This is a genomic window from Kitasatospora sp. CB01950 (genome assembly GCF_001905465.1).
GTDB lineage: Bacteria > Actinomycetota > Actinomycetes > Streptomycetales > Streptomycetaceae > Kitasatospora.
In genome coordinates this window covers 12,882-32,538 of the sequence record NZ_LISX01000011.1, presented here as the reverse complement: position 1 = coordinate 32,538, position 19,657 = coordinate 12,882, and the positions used below count along the sequence as shown (strand labels likewise).

The 19,657-nt window shown below is 74.2% G+C and carries 15 protein-coding genes; 7 read left to right on the top strand and 8 right to left on the bottom strand.

The genetic code is table 11. From position 1 onward, the window contains the following. The first annotated feature begins 205 nt into the window (after positions 1-205). Entirely contained in the window at positions 206-3,850 is a 3,645-nt protein-coding gene (locus tag AMK19_RS25095) for a WGR and DUF4132 domain-containing protein (RefSeq protein ID WP_073815539.1), read from the top strand. Positions 3,851-4,277: 427 nt separating this feature from the next. Here AMK19_RS25095 and AMK19_RS25090 read toward each other — a convergent pair whose 3' ends face one another. The 6 genes from AMK19_RS25090 to hcp form a co-directional block, all read right to left on the bottom strand. After that, entirely contained in the window at positions 4,278-5,471 is a 1,194-nt protein-coding gene (locus AMK19_RS25090; protein WP_198953434.1) for an acyltransferase family protein, read from the bottom strand. 154 nt (positions 5,472-5,625) lie between these two features. Then, entirely contained in the window at positions 5,626-6,618 is a 993-nt protein-coding gene (locus AMK19_RS25085; protein WP_073815538.1) for an ABC transporter permease, read from the bottom strand. Further along, entirely contained in the window at positions 6,615-7,544 is a 930-nt protein-coding gene (locus AMK19_RS25080) for an ATP-binding cassette domain-containing protein (protein ID WP_073815536.1), read from the bottom strand. The genes AMK19_RS25085 and AMK19_RS25080 overlap by 4 nt, the downstream gene beginning before the upstream one ends. Then, complete coding sequence (locus tag AMK19_RS25075) at positions 7,541-7,948, bottom strand: GntR family transcriptional regulator (protein WP_380470776.1); 408 nt, start codon at positions 7,946-7,948, stop codon at positions 7,541-7,543. The genes AMK19_RS25080 and AMK19_RS25075 overlap by 4 nt, the downstream gene beginning before the upstream one ends. Positions 7,949-8,048: 100 nt before the next feature. Next, positions 8,049-9,074, bottom strand: coding sequence for a 2Fe-2S iron-sulfur cluster-binding protein (locus tag AMK19_RS25070; RefSeq protein ID WP_073815533.1), 1,026 nt, complete (start codon positions 9,072-9,074; stop codon positions 8,049-8,051). After that, entirely contained in the window at positions 9,071-10,747 is a 1,677-nt protein-coding gene (hcp, locus tag AMK19_RS25065; RefSeq protein WP_073815531.1) for a hydroxylamine reductase, read from the bottom strand. The genes AMK19_RS25070 and hcp overlap by 4 nt, the downstream gene beginning before the upstream one ends. A 296-nt stretch (positions 10,748-11,043) precedes the next feature. Between hcp and AMK19_RS38470 the strand changes: the two genes are divergently transcribed. The 4 genes from AMK19_RS38470 (at position 11,044) to AMK19_RS25050 (ending at position 14,623) form a co-directional block, all read left to right on the top strand. Continuing rightward, complete coding sequence (locus AMK19_RS38470; RefSeq protein ID WP_338015811.1) at positions 11,044-11,157, top strand: putative leader peptide; 114 nt, start codon at positions 11,044-11,046, stop codon at positions 11,155-11,157. Positions 11,158-11,248: 91 nt separating this feature from the next. After that, on the top strand, positions 11,249-12,442 hold the full coding sequence (locus AMK19_RS25060; protein ID WP_073815529.1) for an LLM class flavin-dependent oxidoreductase: 1,194 nt from the start codon (positions 11,249-11,251) through the stop codon (positions 12,440-12,442). Between the two features lie 23 nt (positions 12,443-12,465). Then, on the top strand, positions 12,466-13,821 hold the full coding sequence (locus AMK19_RS25055; protein ID WP_073815527.1) for an NtaA/DmoA family FMN-dependent monooxygenase: 1,356 nt from the start codon (positions 12,466-12,468) through the stop codon (positions 13,819-13,821). Positions 13,822-13,981: 160 nt separating this feature from the next. Continuing rightward, complete coding sequence (locus tag AMK19_RS25050; protein ID WP_143200385.1) at positions 13,982-14,623, top strand: DUF4232 domain-containing protein; 642 nt, start codon at positions 13,982-13,984, stop codon at positions 14,621-14,623. Between the two features lie 68 nt (positions 14,624-14,691). Here the strand turns inward: AMK19_RS25050 and AMK19_RS37475 are convergent, their stop codons facing one another. Continuing rightward, positions 14,692-15,792 (bottom strand): C40 family peptidase, encoded by a 1,101-nt coding sequence (locus AMK19_RS37475; RefSeq protein WP_143200384.1) that lies wholly within the window; start codon positions 15,790-15,792, stop codon positions 14,692-14,694. A gap of 200 nt (positions 15,793-15,992) precedes the next feature. Here AMK19_RS37475 and AMK19_RS25040 point away from each other — a divergent pair, with 200 nt between their 5' ends. Continuing rightward, positions 15,993-16,556 (top strand): DUF4240 domain-containing protein, encoded by a 564-nt coding sequence (locus tag AMK19_RS25040; RefSeq protein WP_073815522.1) that lies wholly within the window; start codon positions 15,993-15,995, stop codon positions 16,554-16,556. 143 nt (positions 16,557-16,699) lie between these two features. Then, positions 16,700-17,875 (top strand): MFS transporter, encoded by a 1,176-nt coding sequence (locus AMK19_RS25035; protein WP_073815520.1) that lies wholly within the window; start codon positions 16,700-16,702, stop codon positions 17,873-17,875. Positions 17,876-18,092: 217 nt separating this feature from the next. On the opposite strand, the gene AMK19_RS25030 is transcribed toward AMK19_RS25035, so the two are convergent. Next, positions 18,093-19,616 (bottom strand): FAD-binding oxidoreductase, encoded by a 1,524-nt coding sequence (locus AMK19_RS25030; RefSeq protein ID WP_073815518.1) that lies wholly within the window; start codon positions 19,614-19,616, stop codon positions 18,093-18,095. Positions 19,617-19,657: the final 41 nt, after the last annotated feature.

Genomic DNA, 19,657 nt, shown 5'->3' with positions numbered 1-19,657 from the left:
GCTGAATGGAGTCAGTACTTTTCCGGGAACGCGTCGGTTTGTAAAAGTCCGTCCAGGACGTGTACGCCGCTCGTGGAGGCACGAGGCGCCCGCGCACGGTGACTTCGACGGGGAGGTGAGTGCGGCGGCGGTCGGCCGGGGACTTGTCGGTAGGGCTCGCTAACGTTCGTCTCCTGATCATCAGTGCGAGGAGAGGGGCGGGGCTGTGCGGCGCTGGGAGTTCGTCGAGGGCGGCTCGGACAAGTTCTGGGAGGCCGCGGTCGACGGTGTCGCGGTGACTGTGCGGTACGGGCGGTCCGGTACGAACGGGCGGGAGCAGGTCAAGGCGTTCCCGACCGTGGATGAGGCGGAGGCGCACTTCGCCAAGGTGGTCGCCGAGAAGGAGCGCAAGGGCTACCGCGAGATCGGTGCGGGGGCGGGTACGGAGCCGGGTGCGGCGGCGGATTCGGTGCCCGTGGCGCAGCTCGGCGTGTCCGCGCCCACGGCCGAGGCCGCCGGTCCCGGGGACGAGGACGTCTTCGTCATGCCGGACGCCTGGCGTCGGGCCCTGATTCCGCGCCGGGGCGGCATTCCCCGGAAGCCGTCCGCGCCGGGGAAGGGCCCGGTGGCCTCGTACCGCGACGGGCTGCGGCAGATGGGGGACTGGCTGGAGCAGACGCTCACCTCGGAGCGCAGCGACCCGGAGCTGGTCGCGGCCGCCCGCGCCCACCAGTCCGGCAGCCGGGACCCGCTCGGTGCGGCGGTGCTCGCCTCCGTGTTCTCGTATCCCAGCAACAACAAAGTCCGCGTGGCCGTGGACGCCTGGGTGGCGGAGTTCGGCCTGCCGTTCGCGGCCAGGGCCACCGTCGAGCTGTTCACGACTGCTGTCGAAACCGACTGGATCCACCAGAGGTCCGTCCACCCCCGCGTCCGGCGCGGGGCCGACCAGAGGCGCGGCGGGTACCGTCCCGCCGCGGACCGGGTCCGGTCGCTGCTGGCGGACTGCGACGAGGAGACCCACCGCGCGGCGGTCGAGGCCCTGGCGGACTGCCGGAACGACCTGACCCGCCTGGTGGTGGCGGCGTACCTGGTGCCGTCCAAGACCGCCTGGGTCGAGGAGTGCGTCGCGTCGGGCTCCCGTCTGGCCGCCGTCGAGTGGTCGATGTTGCTGTGCTCGCTCTCCTCGGCGGAACCGCTGGAGAAGCTCCCCCCGCTGCCGATCCTGGGCTATGACGGTTGGTCCACCGAGATCATCGCGACCGTGGCCGAGGGCCTCGGCGGCGACGCAGCACCGGTGATGCTGCACGAACTGGTCACCAGCTACCACCACAAGGACGGCAAGAAGCGGATCCTGGACGCGCTCGCCGAGCTCCCCTCCGACGAGGGCTTCCGGGGGCTGCTGGCCCAGCAGGATGGCATCAAGTCCACCCGTGCCGCCCTCATGGCCGGTCTCCGCCGCTTCCCCCGGCGTGCCCTGCGCCTGCTCGCCGAGGCCGCGGCGGCCTCCACCGACCCGGCCGTGCAGCAGCTTGCCCGGCAGCTTCTCACCGGCCACGTCGCCGTCCACCGCGCGACCGCGCTCGAACTGCTGCCGGAGCTGACGCCGGAGCAGGCGGCCCTGGTCGAGCCGCTCACCGACGTCGGCGAGCGGGTGCCGGAGGTCGGCCCCGACTCGCTGCCGGAGCTGTTCACCAGCCCGCCGTGGACGCGGCCGCGCTCCGCCGGCAAGCCCCGCGTGCTGACCGGCCTCGGTGCGCCTCGGGAACCGCAGATGCGGTGGCTGCCGGGTGAGCGCGAGGCGTGGGCGGAGAACCCCGAGCCCTGGTACACGCACTGGTCGGCCGACGACTGGCAGCGCGTCGCGGCCACGATCCGGGCCAGGATCGAGCAGCCCGAGGACGCGCGGCTGGACCGCGGACAGCCTGACGAGCTCGAACTGTTCGTGTACGGCAAGGAGGAGTTGGCCCGGCCCCTGCTCGCGCACTGGCGCGCCGGTGAACACATGGGGCACTCCGGGGACTCCTGGCGCCGGATCGCCGCCCGCTTCGGGACGGACGCCCTCGAACCGATCCGGGCCGCAGCGGTGGCGAACCCGGCCACGCGGGCGCCCCTGCTGCTTCCGTACCTGGACGCGCGGGTGGCCGAGACCATGGCGGACTGGCTGGTGCGCCTCAAGTCGGCCGGAAACACCGCGAGTTCCTGGTTCGTCCGGCACGGCGTGGACGCGGCCCGGCTGCTGGTGCCCGCCGCGCTCGGGAAGGCCGGGGCAGCCCGGCTCGGCGCCGAGCAGGCCCTGCGGGTGATCGCCGAGGCGCATGGCGCGGCCGCGGTGCGCGCGGTGGCCGGCGAGTTCGGGCCGAAGGCGGAGGAGGCCGTGGGCACGCTGCTGTCGGCCGACCCGCTGGTGACCGCGCTCCCGGCGAAGCTGCCCCCGCCCTGCGACTGGGCGGAGCCGGTGATGCTGCCGCAGCTGCTGCTGCGCGGCGGCGAGGGCGCCCTGCCCGCCGAGGCGGTGCGGCACGTGCTCACCATGCTCGCGCTGTCCGGCCCCAAGGCGTTCTACCCCGGCCTCGACGAGGTGGCCGGGCTGTGCGAGCCGCGGTCGTTGACGGAGTTCTGCTGGGCGGTGTTCGAGCAGTGGCGGCTGGCCGGCATGCCCGCCCAGGACGGCTGGGCACTGCACGTGCTCGGCCGCTTCGGTGACGACGATACGGTCCGCCGGCTGACGCCGGTGCTCCGCGCCTGGCCGGGCGAGGGGGCCCACCACCGTGCGGTGGACGGCCTGGAGGTGCTGGCCGCCATCGGCACCGACGTGGCCCTGCTGCACCTGCACGGCATCGCGCAGCGGGTGAAGTTCAAGGCGCTCAAGACCCGGGCCCAGGAGAAGATATCCGAGGTGGCAGCCGGTCTCGGCCTGACCGGGGAGCAGCTGTCCGACCGCCTGGTCCCGGACTTCGGGCTGGACGCCGACGGGACCACCGTCATCGACTACGGCACCCGGACGTTCACGGTCGGCTTCGACGAGCAGCTCAAGCCGTACGTCCTCGACGCGGACGGCGCCCGCCGCAAGGACCTGCCCGCCCCGGGGGCGCGGGACGACGCCGAGCTGGCGCCCGCCGAGCGCAAGCGCTTCGTCGCGTTGAAGAAGGACGTCCGCACGGTGGCGGAGGATCAGATCCGCCGCCTGGAGGAGTCGATGATCACCCAACGCTCGTGGACGGCGCAGGAGTTCGACCAGCTCTTCGTCGGGCATCCGCTGCTGTGGCACTTGGTGCGCCGCCTGGTGTGGCTGTCCGAGACGGACGGCACGGTGACGGCGTTCCGCGTCGCCGAGGACCGCACCCTGGCGGACGTCCAGGACGAGGCGTTCGCGCTGCCGGCCACGGCCTCCGTCCGGCTGGCGCACCCGCTCCTGCTCGGCGACGGCCTCGCCGACTGGTCGGAGCTGTTCGCCGACGACGAGATCCTGCAGCCGTTCCGACAGCTCGGCCGCCCGGTGTACGCGCTGACCGACGAGGAGCGGGCCGGCCACCGCCTCACCCGCTTCGAGAACGGTCCGGTGCTGCCCACCACCCGGCTGGTCGGAATGGAACGGCGCGGCTGGCGGCGCGGCGAGCCCCAGGACAACGGCGTCGAGCAGTGGCTGTCCCGCCGGGTCGGGCCCGACCGCTACGTGGTGATCGCCCCGGAGGACGGCATCGCCGTCGGCATGTTCGACTCCTACCCCGAGCAGCGGGTGGAAACGGTGTGGCTCGACAGGCGCCCGGGCGACTACTGGACCCACAACCGCACCTTCCCGACCTTCGCCGAGCTCGACCCGGTGATCGCCTCCGAGGTGATCGCCGACCTCACCGAGCTGACCACGCTGTGACCCCTCGCCACCTCACCGACGACCACCCGGGACAGGCCGCCGTGACCACGAGCACCACCGAGGAGGAGCTCCAGCGCCCGCCTGCCGAGGTCCGGTACGCCGAGGAGCTGCCCGCGCTGCGCGCCCTGTTGCAGGCGTCCTCTCCGCGCACCCCATAGAGCTCCGGCCGCAATACTGCAGGTAGTGCCCTGGTTGACGACGGCGGGCGTCGGGGTGGCTCGTCCCACTCGAGCTGCCCCGAAAGGCCGGCTGGTTGGTGCCAACCCTCGGCGGCCGGCGTCGGGTGCACCTTTTCGAAAAGGTGTCGTTCCGCTGGCGCATCGACGGCCTCATCTCCACACCGAGCTCCGGTCGAACCACACGCCCGCCGCCGCCGTCTTCGCCCTCGGCCAACTTGCTTAACCCAGGCAGGAGTTGGCCGGGTCGGTCAGGTTCGGCCGGTCGCCGGCAGTAGGCGGTCTGGCGGTGGCGGGTCGAGCGAGGCGGTGAGGCGGTGGCGGAGCCGGACTGCGAGTCTGCGGTCGACGACGTGGTGGAGGGCCGCGGACAGCAGCAGGGAGAACAGCAGGCCGGCGAGGACGGCGGGGAGCAGGCCGAGCCCGGGCGCGACCTTGATCACGCCTCGGGCCACGGGTATGCCCAGGCTCTGGTGGACCAGGTAGAACGGGTAGGTGAGCGCGCCGGCGTAGACCAGGGTCCGCCAACGCAGTCGTCCCAGCGGTCCGGGTCCGGCGAGGGCCAGCGCGGCCAGGAACGCGGTCAGCAGGGCCGCGCAGACCGCCCAGCCGGGGCTGTCGCCCCGGTCGGCGGGCACCGCGTGCTCGGCGACGCGTTCACCGAGCAGGGTGAGGGTGTAGCACCAGGCGAAGCCCGTCAGCAGCCACAGCATCAGGTTCGGCCCGAAGCGGTACATGAGGTAGAGGGCGATCCCGGCGACGAACAGGCCGGCGTAGCGCGGCAGCAGGATCTCCTCCAGGACCGCGGAGTGGAGTTCGCGGCCGATCGCGGCGAGAGTGAGCCAGAGGAAGCAGAAGGCGATGGTCCGCCGGTAGGTGAGGCCGACCAGCATGAGGACGGCCATCAGCAGGTAGAACCGGGCTTCGACCCACAGCGTCCAGGCGACGCCGTCGGTGGCCTCCAGGCCGAGCGGGCCGGGCATCATGGTCAGGTTGCCGAGGCTGGTGCGCAGGTCGGTCGGGATCGAGGGTTCCAGTCCGCCGAGGGCCGCCACCGCCCCCGAGCCGAGGATCAGCGCCACGACCGCCCAGTAGAGCGGGAAGAGGCGCGTCACCCGGGAGACGGCGAACTGGGCGGGGGTCCGTCCCCAGCAGCTCATGCAGATGGCGAAGCCGCTGAGCAGGAAGAACGCCTCGACGCCGAGCCAGCCGTAGCTGCTGATCCGGTGCAGCACGGGCAGGGCCTGCGGCAGGTCGAAGCGGCCCCAGAAGTCGGAGGTCGGCGTGCCCAGGTAGTGGTAGGCGGCGACGGCCAGCGCGGCGAGCAGCCGCAGCGCGTCGACGGCGGCGAGGCGGGCGCCGTGCGCGGCGGGACGCGGCGGGCGGAGCGGGAGGAGGGCCGGTGCGGGCCCGGTGCGGGCAGGGGCGGGGAGCTGAGTGGACATGGCAGTGCCGCTCTTCGGTGGGAGGGTGGTTCGGTGTTGGCCGACGTGGGTCGGGGTGGGTCGGGGTCGGTCGGCGCGGCAGCGGGTCACAACCGGTTGCGCGTCACAGTCGGCAGCGGGTCACAGCCGGTCGCGCGTCACAGCCGGTCGCCGGTCACAGCCGGTTGCGGCGGATGCTGCGATAGGCCGCCGCGAGCAGCGCCGCCGCGAGTGCGACCATCAGCGCGCCCTGCGTCCACTGCATCGGCCAGAGTTGACCGGCGGAGTGGTACACGTCGAGGGTGCGGGAGTCCGCCGGGCATCCGGACTCCGGGCACTGCGCGTACGGCAGCCGGTGTCCGTCGGACGTGAGGACGCCGTCCCAGAGCAGCCAGTCGTCGGGGCTCAGGTCGTAGCCGTGCGGGGGGAACCGGGTGAGCTGCGGCTGGAGCCAGCGGCGCAGCCAGGTCAGCAGGACGGTGAGGCCGGCGTGGCCGAGGATCGTGATGCCGATGGCGGGGACGGTGCGCCGGATCAGGCTGCCGGTCAGGACGCCGAGGGCGAAGGCCAGCAGGGTGGCGGCGGCCAGTACGGGGCCGAAGGCGTTGTACGGCAGGGCGTCGAAGCCCGAGGCGCCGTAGGCGAGCGCGGGGGTGGCGGCGGCGTGGATCCGGGTTCCGAGGAGTGCGGCGACGGCGCCGATGGTGGTGGCCGCGCCACCGAGGACGATCAGGTGGCTGGTCAGCCAGCGCCGACGCGGCACGGACTGGGTCCAGGCGAGGCGGTGGGTGCCGTGTTCGTACTCCCGGGCGAGCAGCGGCGCGCCGAGCAGGGCGCCAACCAGGACGGGGACGGCCAGCAGTGCGAACTGCACCTGCTGGGTGGTCTGGAGGGCCTGGCCGACCGGGTCGGCGAGCGAGGAGCAGGCGTCGGTGAACACGCGGCCCCGGCAGCCGGTCCGGTCCAGGTCCGTCTGGACGGCCGCGGTGGTGGCGGCGGTCCGCAGCGCCCAGGCGGACAGGGCCGCGAGGCAGATCGCGGCGGCGGCCAGCACGGTGCGGTGCTGGCGGACGGCGGTGCGGACGAGTGCGCGGTGGGGGATGCGGGGCGGGCGGGGGCGCGGCGGCCGGAGCCGGATCGGCACCATCCGCGGCGTGGCCGTGCTCATGCGATCGGTTCCGCGATCAGGCCCGTTCGCGGCATCGGCCGCATGGAAGGGGCCAGCCAGGAGTCCGCCCGGGGCGAGCGCACGTAGGCGATGACCAGTTCCTCCAGGGTGGGGTGGTCGTACTCGTCTCCCGGCCGGGCGGGTCCGTCGGTGATCCGGACCAGGGCGGTGCCGTGGCTCGCGGAGCCGTGGAGCTCCACCGGTTCCGCGCTGTCCGGCATCCGGTCGGCCGGGCCGAGGTAGCGGTGTGCGGCCAGCAGTTCGGTGGTCTGTCCGGCCAGCCGGACCCGACCGGCGTCGATGAGCAGCAGGTGGTCGGCGGCTTCGTCCAGATCGGCGAGGACGTGGGAGGAGAGCAGCACGGTGCAGTCGCCGTCGGCGACGTCGGCGAGCAGCAGGCCCATGACGGCGCGGCGGACGAAGGGGTCGAGGTCGGCGAGGGGTTCGTCCAGCAGCAGCAGGCGGGGGGTGGTGGCGTGGGCGAGGGCCAGCCGTACCAGGGTGCGCTGCCCGCCGGAGAGGGTGCCGGCCCGGGCGGTGAGCGGTACGCGGCCCAGGTCCAGCAGTTCCTGGGCGCGGGCCCGGTCCCAGCGGGCGTTGAGCGACCGGCCCGAGTCGAGGAGTTCGGCGACCTTCAACTGCCGGTAGAGGGAGCGTTCCTGGTCGACGTGGGCGATGTCGGCGAGCATCGTCTCGCTGTCGGAGGGCTGCCCGAGCACGGTCAGCCGTCCCTCGGTGGGGCGGACCAGGCCGGCGGCGGCGGACAGCAGCAGGCTCTTGCCCGCGCCGTTGGGGCCGACCACGCCGCAGACCGCCCCGGTGGGCACCCGGAAGGAGCAGTCGGCGAGCAGGTGCGGGTCGTTCGCCCGGCGGGGGTGGCGGATGCCGAGGCCGAGGGCCTCGACCGCCGTCCGTCGGCCGGTCATCGCGGCAGTTCCGGTTCGGCCTGCTGCGGGAGGCGGGCGTCGACCGCGGCGCCGGCGAGCGCCAGGACGTCCTCGCGGTCGAGCCCGAGTTCGGCGGCCCGGTCCACCCAGGCGTCCAGTTCCTCGCGCAGCCCGGAGCCGGCGATGGTCTCGGCCCGGCCGAGCGAGCGGACCACGAACGTTCCGAGGCCCTGCCGCGATTCGACCAGCCCGGCCCGCTGGAGTTCCTGGTAGGCCCTCAGCACGGTGTTGGGGTTGATGGCGGTGGCGGCGACCACGTGCCGGGCGGTGGGCAGTTTGTCGCCGGGGCGGAGCAGGCCCAGCCGCAGGGCCTGCTCGGTCTGCTGCACGATCTGCTGGTAGGCGGGCATGCTGCTGCCGCGCCGCAGGCGATACTCCATCAGGAACCTACTTTCACTAATTAATTAGTGAAAGTAGGTTCCTGATCACTTCCGTGTCAAACCGCCTCCTCCTTCGCCGCGCGTCCCTCCCTGTCAAAAAATTTCAGGTGGCCAGGAAGCGTTCGTGGAACAGCCGGCAGCCCGGGGCGGCGCGGCGTACCGCGTCGACCATCGGCGGCGGCCCGCAGACGTACAGGTCGGGGGCGGGGCCGGTGTGGTCGGCCAGCGCCCGGGCGAGCAGGTCGGCGGGGGTGCCGACCGGGCCCGACCAGCTGTCGTCCGGCTCGCGTACGCACAACTCGTAGGAGAAGCCCGGGAGTTCGGCGGCGACGGCGTCGAGTTCGGCGGCGCCGAACAGGTCGGCGGGCGTGTTGGCGCCGAGGAACAGCCGGGTCGGCTGCGGGTCCTGCCACTCCGCCGCCTGCCGGGCCATCGCGAGCAGCGGGGCCAGGCCGGTGCCGCCGGCCAGCAGCCAGCGCGGGCGCAGCCCGGTCTCGTGGAGGCCGAAGGCGCCCTGCGGGCCGTGGACGGTGAGCGGGTCGCCGGGTCGGGCCCGCTCCGCGAGGGGCGCGGAGAACGCGCCGTCGGGGCGGTGGCGGAGGTAGAACTCCATCCGGCCGTCCCAGTTGCCGGTGTTGGCGAGCGAGTAGGCGCGGCGGATCCCGGTGCCGGGCTGTTCGAGTTCGACGAACTGGCCGGCGTCGAACTGGCAGTCGGGGCTGTCGGTGAGGGCGAGGACGAGGTGCAGGGTGTCCCGGGCGACGGGGGTGAGCGAGACGATCTCGGCGGCCCGCTGCGGCACGCCGCCGTACAGGATCCGCGACTGCGGGCACGGCAGCGCGGCGGTCAGCGGCCCGCAGGGCACGGTGCGGCACAACAGGACGCCGCCGCCCGGGAGTTCGTCGTCCGGGAGGGCGAGCGCGCTGTGCGGGCCGAGGTCGTACGCGCCGGAGGTCACGGTGGCGTGGCAGGAGCCGCAGGTGCCCTGTCTGCAGGAGGCGGGCAGCGCGGCCCCGGCCTCGGCGGCCGCCTCCAGGACGGTGGCGCCGGGTGGGCAGCACAGCTCCAGGCGGGCACCGTCGGCGGTGGTGAGGACCACCTGGTGGCCGGTCACTTCGCGGCCGGTCACTTCGCGGCCGGTTCCAGCGCGGCGGCGAGGTCGGCGGCCGGGTCGCCGATCACCCGCAGGTCGAAGCGCTGCACGAGGGCGTCCACCAGGTTCGGGGTGAGGAAGCCGGGCAGGCTGGGGCCGAGGTGGATGGTGCGGAGGCCGAGCGCGAGCAGGGCCAGCAGCACGGCGACGGCCTTCTGCTCGGTCCAGGACAGCACCAGCGTCAGCGGCAGGTCGTTCACCTCGCACTCGAACGCCTCCGCGAGGGCCGCCGCGATCCGGATCGCCGAGTGGGTGTCGTTGCACTGGCCGAGGTCGAGCAGCCGCGGGATGCCGTCGATGTCGCCGAACCGGTGCCCGTTGAAGCGGTACTTGGCGCAGCCGAGGGTGAGGACGACGGAGTCGGCGGGCGCGCCGACCGCGAAGTCGGTGTAGTAGTCGCGTCCGGGGGTGGGCCCGTCGCAGCCGCCGACGAGGAAGAAGTGCCGGATCGCGCCGCTGCGGACGGCGGCGGTGACGCGGTCGGCGACGGCGAGGACGGCGTCGGCGCCGAAGCCGACGGTGAGCAGCTGCTCGGGTTCGGCGGCCGCCTCGGCGGTGAAGCCGGGCAGCGCGCGGGCGGCCTGCAGGACGGGCGTGAAGTCGCGCTGCGCGAGGTGGCGCACGCCCGGCCAGCCGACGGGGCCGGTGGTGAAGATCCGGCGGCGGTAGCTGACGTGGGGCTCGACGATGCAGTTGGAGGTCATCAGGATCGGGCCGGGGAACGCGGCGAACTCGCGCTGCTGGTCCTGCCAGGCGCCGCCGTAGTTGCCGACCAGGTGCGGGTAGGCCTTGAGCAGCGGGTAGGCGTGCGCGGGCAGCATCTCGCCGTGGGTGTAGACGTTGATGCCCTGGCCGGTGGTCTGCTCCAGCAGCTGTTCCAGGTCGTTCAGGTCGTGGCCGCTGACCAGGATCGCCTTGCCCTCGACGGGGGTGGTGCGCACGGCGGTGGGCTGCTGGGCGCCGTACGCGCCGGTGTTGGCGGCGTCCAGGAGTTCCATGACGGTCAGGTTGAGCCGGCCGAGGCCGACGGCGCGTTCCAGCAGGTCGGCGGCGTCGGTGGGCTCGCCGGCCAGGTGGGCGAGGGCGTTCTCGACGCCGGCGAACACCTCGGCGCTCTCCTTGCCGAGGACGTGCGCGTGGTGGGCGTACGCGCAGATGCCCTTGAGGGCGTACAGGTGCAGGGAGCGCAGGCCGACGACGTCCGGTCCGACCAGGGCGAGGCCGGTGTCGACGCGGACCTCGGCGGCCTGCCGGGCGAGCTCGTCGGGGTCGTCGGCGGGCTGCCAGGCGGCGGGGCCGGCGAGTGCGCGCGGCTCTTCCCCGGCGGCGCGGGCGGCCCGTTCGTAGGCGGCGCGGGCGCGGTCGCGGTGGGCGACGGCCTGCTGGATCAGCGTGCCGAACCGGGACGGGTTGAAGTTGACGTTGGTGAGGGTGGTGAAGACCGCGAACAGCAGGAACCGGGCGGCCTCGTCGTCCGGAGCTCCGAGCGTGCGCGCCTCGGCGGCGTACTGCGCGACGCCCTTCGCCGCGTGGATCAGCAGGTCCTGCAGGTCGGACGTCGCGGCGTCCTTGCCGCAGTTGCCGATCGCGCCCGCGCACCCGGGAACCGTCCCGGTACGGTCGGTCTGCTCGCACTGGTAACAGAACATTGCGGTCCTCCTGGACTCCGTACACCTCGCCCCGGGGCCGACGGACCCCACGCACGGGCGTGCCTCCACGCTACGAATCCGGCGGCCGGCCGCCGTAGGTCCCGGACGTCCCGCCGGCCGGGGCCGTCCGTCCCCGCTCCGTCGGCGCCGGTGGGCCGCAAGTCCCTTGCCGGGTCTGCCGATCGGCCTTCGGCGGACGGTTCGTTACCGCTGGATGAACAGCGTTGTGCGCGGCCGAGGTGCGGGGTTACGGTGCGACGGAGACGGTGGCGGAGGAGGTGGCGGCGGTGCGGTTCGTGCACACAGGCAGGGCCGTCGCCCGCCCGGGGTGGGTGCTGGCCGCCCGGCTGCACGTCGATCTGCTGCGGGTGAGCACCGCGCTCTGTCCGGCGCCCGCGCCCGCCGTCTGAGCTGCCGTCCCCCGGCCGTCGGCCCTTCCGCCTTTCCCTCGCCCTTCACTTCCCTTCCCTTTCCGTGACCCGTGAACAGGAACGGTTCGCCATGCCCGAATCCACGTCCACCTCCCTGCATTTGGCCGTCGCGCTGGACGGCGCCGGCTGGCATCCCGCCGCGTGGCGGGAGCCCGAGGCCCGGCCCGAGGAGCTGTTCACCGCCCGGTACTGGGCGGACCTGGCGGCGGAGGCCGAGCGGGGTCTGCTGGACCTGCTGACCTTCGAGGACGGCCTGAGCCTCCAGTCCGACGAGCCGTTCGCGCCGGACGCCCGCACCGACCGGGTGCGGGGCCGGCTGGACTCGGTGCTGGTCGCGGCCCGGATCGCGCCGCTGACCCGGCACATCGGGCTGGTGCCGACCGCCGTCGTCCCGTACACCGAGCCGTTCCACCTGTCCAAGGCCGTCGCCACCCTGGACTTCGTCAGCAGCGGCCGGGCCGGCCTGCGGGTGAAGATCTCCGGACGCCCGGACGAGGCCGCCCACTTCGGCCGCCGCCGGGCCCCGGACCTGACCCGATCCGACGTGCTGGCCGAGGAGTTGGCGGAGGCGGCGGACTACGTCGAGGTGCTGCGCCGGCTCTGGGACAGCTGGGAGGACGACGCGGAGATCCGCGACGCCGCGACCGGCCGGTTCGTCGACCGGGACAAACTGCACTACATCGACTTCGCCGGGCCGAGGTTCCGGGTGCGCGGCCCGTCGATCACCCCGCGCCCGCCGCAGGGGCAGCCGCTGGTCGCGTCCCTGGCGCACGGCCCGGAGACGTTCCAACTCGCTGGCGGATCGGCCGACTTGGCGTTCATCACCCCGCCCGACCCGGACGCCGCCCGTGCCGCGCTGGCCGCGATACGCGCCGCGCAGCACACCGCCGGACGCGACGCCGAGACCGTGCACGTCTTCGCCGACCTGGCGGTGTTCCTGGACGAGCGCCCCGGCGCGGCCGCCGACCGGCTGGCCCGGCTGAACGGGCGGGCCGGCGCCGAGTACCGCGGCGACGCCCGGATCTTCACCGGCACGGCCGCCGAACTCGCCGACCTGATCGAGGAGTTGGCCGCCACCGGCGTGACGGGCTTCCGGCTGCGCCCGGGCGCGCTGCCGTACGACCTGGAGCGGATCACCCGCGACCTGGTGCCGGAGCTCCAGCGCCGCGGCCGCTTCCGCACCGCCTACGGGGCGTCCACCCTGCGCGGCCTGCTCGGCCTGCCGCGCCCCGCCAACCGCTACGCGCCCGCCGCCACCGTCTGACGCCCGGAAGGATCCCACCGACCATGACCGATGAGGCCCGCAAGCCCGTCAAGCAGATCCACCTGGCCGCGCACTTCCCGGGCGTGAACAACACCACGGTGTGGAGCGACCCGGCGGCCGGCAGCCAGATCGAGTTCGCGTCCTTCGCGCACTTCGCGCGGACCGCCGAGCGCGCCAAGTTCGACTTCCTGTTCCTCGCCGAGGGCCTGCGGCTGCGCGAACAGAACGGCCGGATCTACGAGTTGGACGTGGTCGGCCGGCCCGACACGTTCACCGTGCTGGCGGCGCTGGCGGCCGTCACCGATCGCCTCGGCCTGGCCGGCACCATCAACTCGACGTTCAACGAACCGTACGAGGTGGCCCGGCAGTTCGCCTCGCTGGACCATCTGTCGGCGGGCCGTTCGGCGTGGAACGTGGTCACCTCCTGGGACGCCTTCACCGGGGAGAACTTCCGGCGCGGCGGCTTCCTGCGGGAGGAGGACCGGTACGCCCGGGCCCGGCAGTTCCTGGAGGCGTCCTGGCAACTGTTCGACTCCTGGCGCGGCGACGAGCTGCGCGCCGACCGCGCCTCGGGCGCCTTCCTGGGCGACCCGGACGCGGGCCGGTTCGCCCACCGTTCCGACGAGTTCGACATCGCGGGACGGTTCGACGTGCCGCGCAGCCCGCAGGGCCGTCCGGTGATCTTCCAGGCGGGCGACTCCGACCAGGGCCGCGAGTTCGCCGCCGCCTCCGCCGACGCGATCTTCTCCCGGCACGGCACGCTGACCGCCGGTCAGGCGTTCTACGCGGACGTGAAGGGCCGGCTGGCCCGGTACGAGCGGCAGTGGGACGAGCTGAAGATCCTCCCGGCGGTGACGTTCGCGCTCGGCGACACCGACGCCGAGGCGCACGAGCGGGCGGCGCTGATCCGCCGTCAGCAGGTCGGCGGGCAGACCGCGATCCGGCTGCTGGAGCAGGTGTGGAACCGCGACCTGTCCGACCTCGACCCGGACGGGCCGCTCCCCGCGCAGGACCCGCTGCTCGGCGAGCACACCGTCGCGCAGGGCCGCGCCTCGGTGCGGATGAACCGCGACCCGCTGGCCGTCGCCCGCGAGTGGCGGCAGATCGCCGAGGCGAAGCGGCTGTCCGTCCGCGAGCTGATCGTCGAGGTGACGGGCCGCCAGTCGTTCATCGGCACCCCGGCCCGGGTCGCCGAGGAGATGAACCGTTTCGTCCAGCAGGACGCGAGCGACGGCTTCATCCTGGCCCCGCACCTCACCCCGACCGGCCTGGACGAGTTCGCCGACAAGGTCGTCCCGCTGCTCCAGGAACGCGGCGTCTTCCGCACCGAGTACCGGGGCACCACCCTCCGCGACCACCTGGGCCTGGCCCCGCGCTGACCGGCCTCCCGCGCGTCTCGTCCGCGTTGATCCGTTGTTGATCGGCGGGGTCCACCATGGCGGACGTGCCGGTCCCGGGGGTGGGTTCGACGGGTGATCGGCCGTCAGTTTCGGCGCGGTCCCCGTCGCGGGGCCGCCGAGATCATGGGTGGAACCGATCATGCGCATCCGTCAGCTCTCCGCCGCGACCGCCGTGGTGGCGGCCCTGGGCGTGTCCCTCACCGCGTGCGCCGAGCAGCGGCCGGCCAGGCCGGTCGCCGCCGCCGGACCGGTGGCCCCGGTCGCGGCGGAGCTCCCGTTCTCGCCCGTCCTGGAGAGCACCCCGTCCGCGCCGGCCGCCTCCGCGCCCGCCGCTTCCGCCCCCGCCGGGACGCGCCGGTGCACGGCGGCGGACCTGCGGGCGACGGTCTCGGCGGGTGCGGCGGCGACGGCCTCGGACGGGCCGGTGGTGGAGCGGATCGAGCTGGCCAACCGCGGCGAGTCCACCTGCACCCTGCAGGGCTTCCCGGGCGTCGACCTGGTGAGCGACGGCACCACCTGGAGCCTGCCCCGGGCCCGCGCGGCGCAGACCCGGCCGGTGACCCTGCCGCCCGGCGGGACGGCGTACGTCCTGATCGACTACCTGCCGTACCGGGGGCGCGGGCAGCGCGGCCAGAACGAGTTCAAGGTCACCTCGATGGTGCTGACGCCGCCGGGCGACACCGGCCGCCTCACCGTCCACTGGGAGGGCGCCAACCCCCAGGACCGCCGCGCCGCACAGCAACCCGGCACCCAGGTCCGGCCGATCGCCCCCACCCGCTGAGCCGCCGCGCGGCCGGATCGCGGCCCGGGCGGGTCAGGGCCCGGGCGGGTCAGGGGCCGGGCGCCGGATCAGGGGCCGAACAGGGCCTGCGGGTCGGACGGGGCCTGTGGGTCGGGGCGCAGCGCGCCGAGGACGGGGAGTATGGTGACGGGCGCGAGTTTGACCACCGTCCCGGTGTGCGGGGCGTGGACGACGGTGCCGCCGCCGAGGTAGAGGGCGATGTGGCCGGCGTCGTCGTGGTAGACGATCAGGTCGCCGGGGCGCAGTTCGCGCAGCGGGATGCGCGGCAGGGCGGCCCACTGCTCCTCGCTGGTGCGCGGGATGCCGATGCCGCCGGCCTGCCAGGCCTGCGAGGTGAGGCCGGAGCAGTCGAACGCGTCGGGGCCGGCGCCGCCCCACAGGTACGGTTTGCCGAGTTGGGCGAGGGCGAAGGCGACGGCCCGCCGGCCGCCCTGGGAGGCGCTGCCGCCGGGTCCGAACACCCCTGCGGCGAGGGCCTGTTGGCGGTCCTGGTCGGCGCGGGCGCCGTCCTGCCGTTCCAGCAGTTCGAGTTGGTCGGCGGGGGTGGTGTCGAGCAGGCGGGCGGTGCGGTCGGCGGCGGTGCGGACCTCGGTCATGGCCTGTTGGGCGTCCTTCGCCGCGGCGGCCGCCGACTCCTCGGCCTGCCGGGCCTGTTCGGCGGCGAGGACGAACCGTTCGCGGGCCTGGCGCAGGTCGTTCAGCACCTCGGCGGCGGTGTGGGCCCGTTCGAACTCCCGTTGGCGGTGGCCGAGGACGTCCTCGGGGCGGTCGGAGAGGAAGAGCCGCGCGAGCGAGCCGAGTGCGCCGAGCGGGCCGTTGCGGTACTGCTCGGCGACCAGTTCGGCGGCCTGCGCCTCGGCCTCGACGACCTTGGCCCGCTCCTGTTCGGCCCGGTTCGCCGCGTCCGCCGATTCCCTTTGCTTGCTGCCGAGTTGGGCGTCGGCGGCGGTGGAGCGCTGCTCGGCCGACTCGGCGCTGTGCCGGGCGTCGGCGAGGTCGTGGGCGAGTTGGTCGAGCGCCGTTCCGGCGGTCGCGCTGTCGGGTGGGGGCGCCGGTTCGGCGACGCCGGGTGCGGCGGCGGCGACCAGCAGCGCCACGGCGAGCGGAAGCACCGCTGACCGCCAGGACCGGGGGGTGCCACGGGACATGGGAGTGCACCGTCCTCGCTCGAAGTGCGATGAAATGCCTCGAATGCGTCATCCACCGGACGCCGCGCACCCGTTGGACGATCAAAACCCCCGCCACTCTGGCACCCGCCCCGCCGACTCCCCCGCAACCGGCGCTCGGACGGCACCGTCCTCACCCGCCCGGCCCAGCCTGTCGGCGGCCCGTGCCATGCTCGGCCGTCATGGACAACCAGCAGTTCTGGCAGCTGATCGACCAGGCCCGCGCGCAGGCCCCTGCCCCCGATGACGGCAACGACGACGGCATCGACGACGGCATCGCCGTCGCCGAGCGGGCGGTGGCGCTGCTCGCGCTGCGCCCCGCCGCCGAGATCGTCGCCGCCCAGGAGGCCCTCGACCGTCTGATGGCCGACTCCTACCTGGCCCCACTCTGGGCCGCCGCTTATCTGATCAACGGCGGCTGTTCCGACGACGGCTTCGACTACTTCCGCGGCTGGCTGATCACCCAGGGCCGCGAGACCTTCGAACGCGTCCTCGCCGACCCCGACACCCTCGCCGCCCTCCCGTCCGTCCGCGCATGTGCACGGGACAGCCTCGACATCGAGTGCGGGGACGTCCTCTCCATCGCCTGGACCGCCCACCGCACGGCCACCTCCACCGAGCTCCCCCAGTCCTCCGGCCCGACCCCGCCCTGGCCGAGCCTGGACCCGGACTGGGACTTCGACTTCGACGACAGCGCGGAGCTGGCCCACCGCCTGCCCCGCCTGTCGGCGCTCTACCCGGCCTGAGGCGTCCCGCCGGAATGCGGCGGCGACCGTCGCCGGTGCGGACCCGACGGGAACGGGCCAGCCTGCGCCGACTTCCCGCCCGTCTCCCCGACCGGCGGCCCTGCGGTGGGCGTGCAGGTCGATCGCGCGGCTACGGTGGGCGAATGACTGTTCGTCGGAGCTCCGGCTACCTGGGGGCGGCGGGCGCGTTCGCCGTGTGCATGGCGGGGACGACGTTGCCCACACCGCTGTACGGGCTGTACCAGGAGCAGATCGGGTTCTCCGAACTGATGGTGACGATCGTGTTCGCCGTCTACGCGTTCGGGGTGATCGGCGTGCTGCTGCTGGTCGGCAACGTCTCGGACCAGGTGGGACGCCGACCGGTGCTGCTGGTCGGCCTCGGCTGCGCGGCGGCGGCCGCGGTCGCGTTCCTCGCCGAACAGGGGCTGCCGCTGCTGTTCGTGGGCCGGCTGCTGTCCGGTTTCTCGGCGGGCCTGTTCACCGGCACCGCCACCGCGTACGTCCTGGAACTCGCCCCGGCCGGGCGCGGGGCCCGCGCCGGTTTCGTCGCCACCGCCGCGAACATGGGCGGCCTCGGCCTCGGCCCGCTGCTGTCCGGGCTGTTCGCCGAGTACACCTCCCACCCGCTGACGCTCCCCTACCTGGTCCATCTGGCCCTGCTCGCCGCCTCGTTCGCCGTCACCTGGGCCCTGCCCGAGACCGTGGCCGCCGCCCGCCCGCTGCGCGAGGCCCGTCCCCGCCGGCCGAGTCTGCCGCCGCAGGTCCGCGGCGTCTTCGTGCCCTCCGCGATCGCCGCGTTCGCCGGGTTCTCGCTGCTCGGCGTCTTCACCTCCGTCTCGCCGGCGTTCCTCGCGCAGGACCTCGACGTGCACAACCACGCCGCCGTCGGCGCGATCGTCTGCCTGGCGTTCTTCGCCTCCACCGCCGGCCAGCTCCTCGTCCCCCGCCTCGGCGAGTCCCGCGCCATCCCGCTCGGCTGCCTGGTCCTGATCGCCGGCCTCGCGCTCCTCGCCCTCTCCCTCGCCACCGAGACCCTCCTCCCCCTCGTACTCGCCGCGCTCGTCGGCGGCGCCGGCCAGGGCATGGGCCTGCGCGGCGCCGTCGGACAGGTCGCCGGCGCCTCCCCGCCCGAGGCCCACGGCGGCGTCCTGTCCGCCCTCTTCGTCGTCGCCTACTTCGGCATCTCCATCCCCGTCATCGGCATCGGCCTCCTCACCGGCCCATTCGGCCTCACCCACGCCGCCCTGATCTTCACCGCCTGCATGGCCGCCCTCGCCGCCGCCTCCGGCATCTACCTCCTGCGCCGCCACACACCCTGACCGGCCGTCCGACCCCCTCCCGCCCCGGATCCATCAACTCCACCGCGAACTCGCCCATCGCTCCCGGCAATCGGTCCTGCGCCAGGCACCCGACCCCGACCTGACGGTCGACTGCATCTGTGAGGCGCCCGAAGTGTCCTTCTCCGAGCGCCCGTTGGCGACGTCCGGAGATGACCTGGGCTCCTTGGGCGGCCTTCCCGGAGCTGACCTGGACTCCCTAGGCGGCCTTCCCGAACCCGCTCGCCGCCGCCGCGGTGACGGACTGTGGGAAGGCGAAGACGCCGTCGGGGTCGTACCGGCAGGCGACTGTCTGCAGGCGGGGCAGGTTCTCACCGTAGTAGGCGTGTCCCCAGTCCGGCAGGGTGGCGTCGATGTAGTTGACGTAGCCGCCGTACGCGCCGAGGCGGGCGAGGCCGTCGCGGATCGCGTCGACGGTGGCCTTCACGCGGGCCTCGGTGGCGGGGGTGGCGCCCGCGTAGATCTGGGCGCTGGCGAGCGAGTGCCGGTGCGGGAAGGCGGTGGCGTCCGGGGCGAGGTCGGCGACTGCGCCGCCGAGCGAGTCGAGCAGCAGGTCGACGCCGGTGTGACCGGTCATCAGCTCGGTGACCTTCGCCGGGTCGACCGGCCGGGGGCCGAGCATCCGGGAGACCGCGACGAACCCGGTCCGGGTGAGCCTGCCGCCCTCCCAGGTGGGGTGGCACTCGGCGATGGTGTCCTTCGAGCAGCCCGCCATGTACTTCATCGCCGCCAGGTAGTCCTTGGACGCGACGGTGCGGCTGGTCGGCGTGGTCGCGGCGGCCTTGACCAGCCGGTCGACCTGCTGGTTCGCGCCGTCCGGGTCGCCGACCCAGCAGCCGACGACCCGGCAGCTCGGCGGGTTGCCGCCGGCGATCTGGCAGCTCGCCCAGAGCTCCTCGGGCGCGCCGGACACCCACGGCTGCCACGCGCCGAGCACCTGCGGCACCGACCCGGCGGGGAACGCCAGCGAGATGACGGTCAGGGCGGGCGCGGGCGCGGTGTCGAAGCTGAACCGGGTGACCACGCCGAAGTTTCCGCCACCGCCGCCGCGCAGCGCCCAGTACAGGTCCTCGTCGCCGGCGGGCGAGGCGGTGTGCAGGGCGGAGTCGGCGGTGACGACCTGCGCGGCGCCGAGCCGGTCGCAGGTCAGCCCGTATTTGCGGGCCAGCACGCCGATTCCGCCGCCGAGGGTGAGCCCGCCGACGCCGACGGTCGGGCAGCTCCCGGCGGGCAGCAGCCGGCCCGCCGCCGCGAGGCCCGCGTACACCTCGATCAGCCGGGCGCCCGCGCCGACGTGCGCGGTCCCGTCCGGGGCGACCTCGACGGCGGCCATGCCGCGCAGGTCGATCACCAGGCCCCGGTCCGGGACGCTGTAGCCGAGGTAGCTGTGGCCGCCGCTGCGCGCCGCGATCGGGAGGCCGTGGCCGCGCGCCACGTCCAGGCAGGCCCGGACGTCGTCCGCCGAGACGCACTTGGCGACGGCGGCCGGCAGTTGACCGTCGTTCAACTCGTTGAAGCCGAGCCGCGCCGTCGCGTACCCGGAGTCGGCGGGCAGCACCAGCCGGTCGCCCAGCCGCCGGCGCAGCGCCTGCCAGTCCGGCGGCGCGGCCCGCCACCCGCGCGGCCGCGCGGGGAACGCGGCCACCGCCTGCCCCGTCCCCGCGACCAGCCCGGCCGCCGACACCGCTGCGACGGTCAGGAACCGCCGACGATCCATTCCCATGGCGCACCTCTCCGCCCGCACCCGACGCACGGGCCTCCTGT

What these genes read in the sequence shown, in the direction of transcription:
- AMK19_RS25035 (WP_073815520.1), top strand. Translation starts at nt 16,700, where the DNA reads ATGACTGTTCGTCGGAGCTCCGGCTACCTGGGGGCGGCGGGCGCGTTC.
- AMK19_RS25080 (WP_073815536.1), bottom strand. Translation starts at nt 7,544, where the DNA reads ATGACCGGCCGACGGACGGCGGTCGAGGCCCTCGGCCTCGGCATCCGC.
- AMK19_RS25060 (WP_073815529.1), top strand. Translation starts at nt 11,249, where the DNA reads ATGCCCGAATCCACGTCCACCTCCCTGCATTTGGCCGTCGCGCTGGAC.
- AMK19_RS25085 (WP_073815538.1), bottom strand. Translation starts at nt 6,618, where the DNA reads ATGAGCACGGCCACGCCGCGGATGGTGCCGATCCGGCTCCGGCCGCCG.
- hcp (WP_073815531.1), bottom strand. Translation starts at nt 10,747, where the DNA reads ATGTTCTGTTACCAGTGCGAGCAGACCGACCGTACCGGGACGGTTCCC.
- AMK19_RS37475 (WP_143200384.1), bottom strand. Translation starts at nt 15,792, where the DNA reads ATGTCCCGTGGCACCCCCCGGTCCTGGCGGTCAGCGGTGCTTCCGCTC.
- AMK19_RS25055 (WP_073815527.1), top strand. Translation starts at nt 12,466, where the DNA reads ATGACCGATGAGGCCCGCAAGCCCGTCAAGCAGATCCACCTGGCCGCG.
- AMK19_RS25040 (WP_073815522.1), top strand. Translation starts at nt 15,993, where the DNA reads ATGGACAACCAGCAGTTCTGGCAGCTGATCGACCAGGCCCGCGCGCAG.
- AMK19_RS25050 (WP_143200385.1), top strand. Translation starts at nt 13,982, where the DNA reads ATGCGCATCCGTCAGCTCTCCGCCGCGACCGCCGTGGTGGCGGCCCTG.
- AMK19_RS25090 (WP_198953434.1), bottom strand. Translation starts at nt 5,471, where the DNA reads ATGTCCACTCAGCTCCCCGCCCCTGCCCGCACCGGGCCCGCACCGGCC.
- AMK19_RS25030 (WP_073815518.1), bottom strand. Translation starts at nt 19,616, where the DNA reads ATGGGAATGGATCGTCGGCGGTTCCTGACCGTCGCAGCGGTGTCGGCG.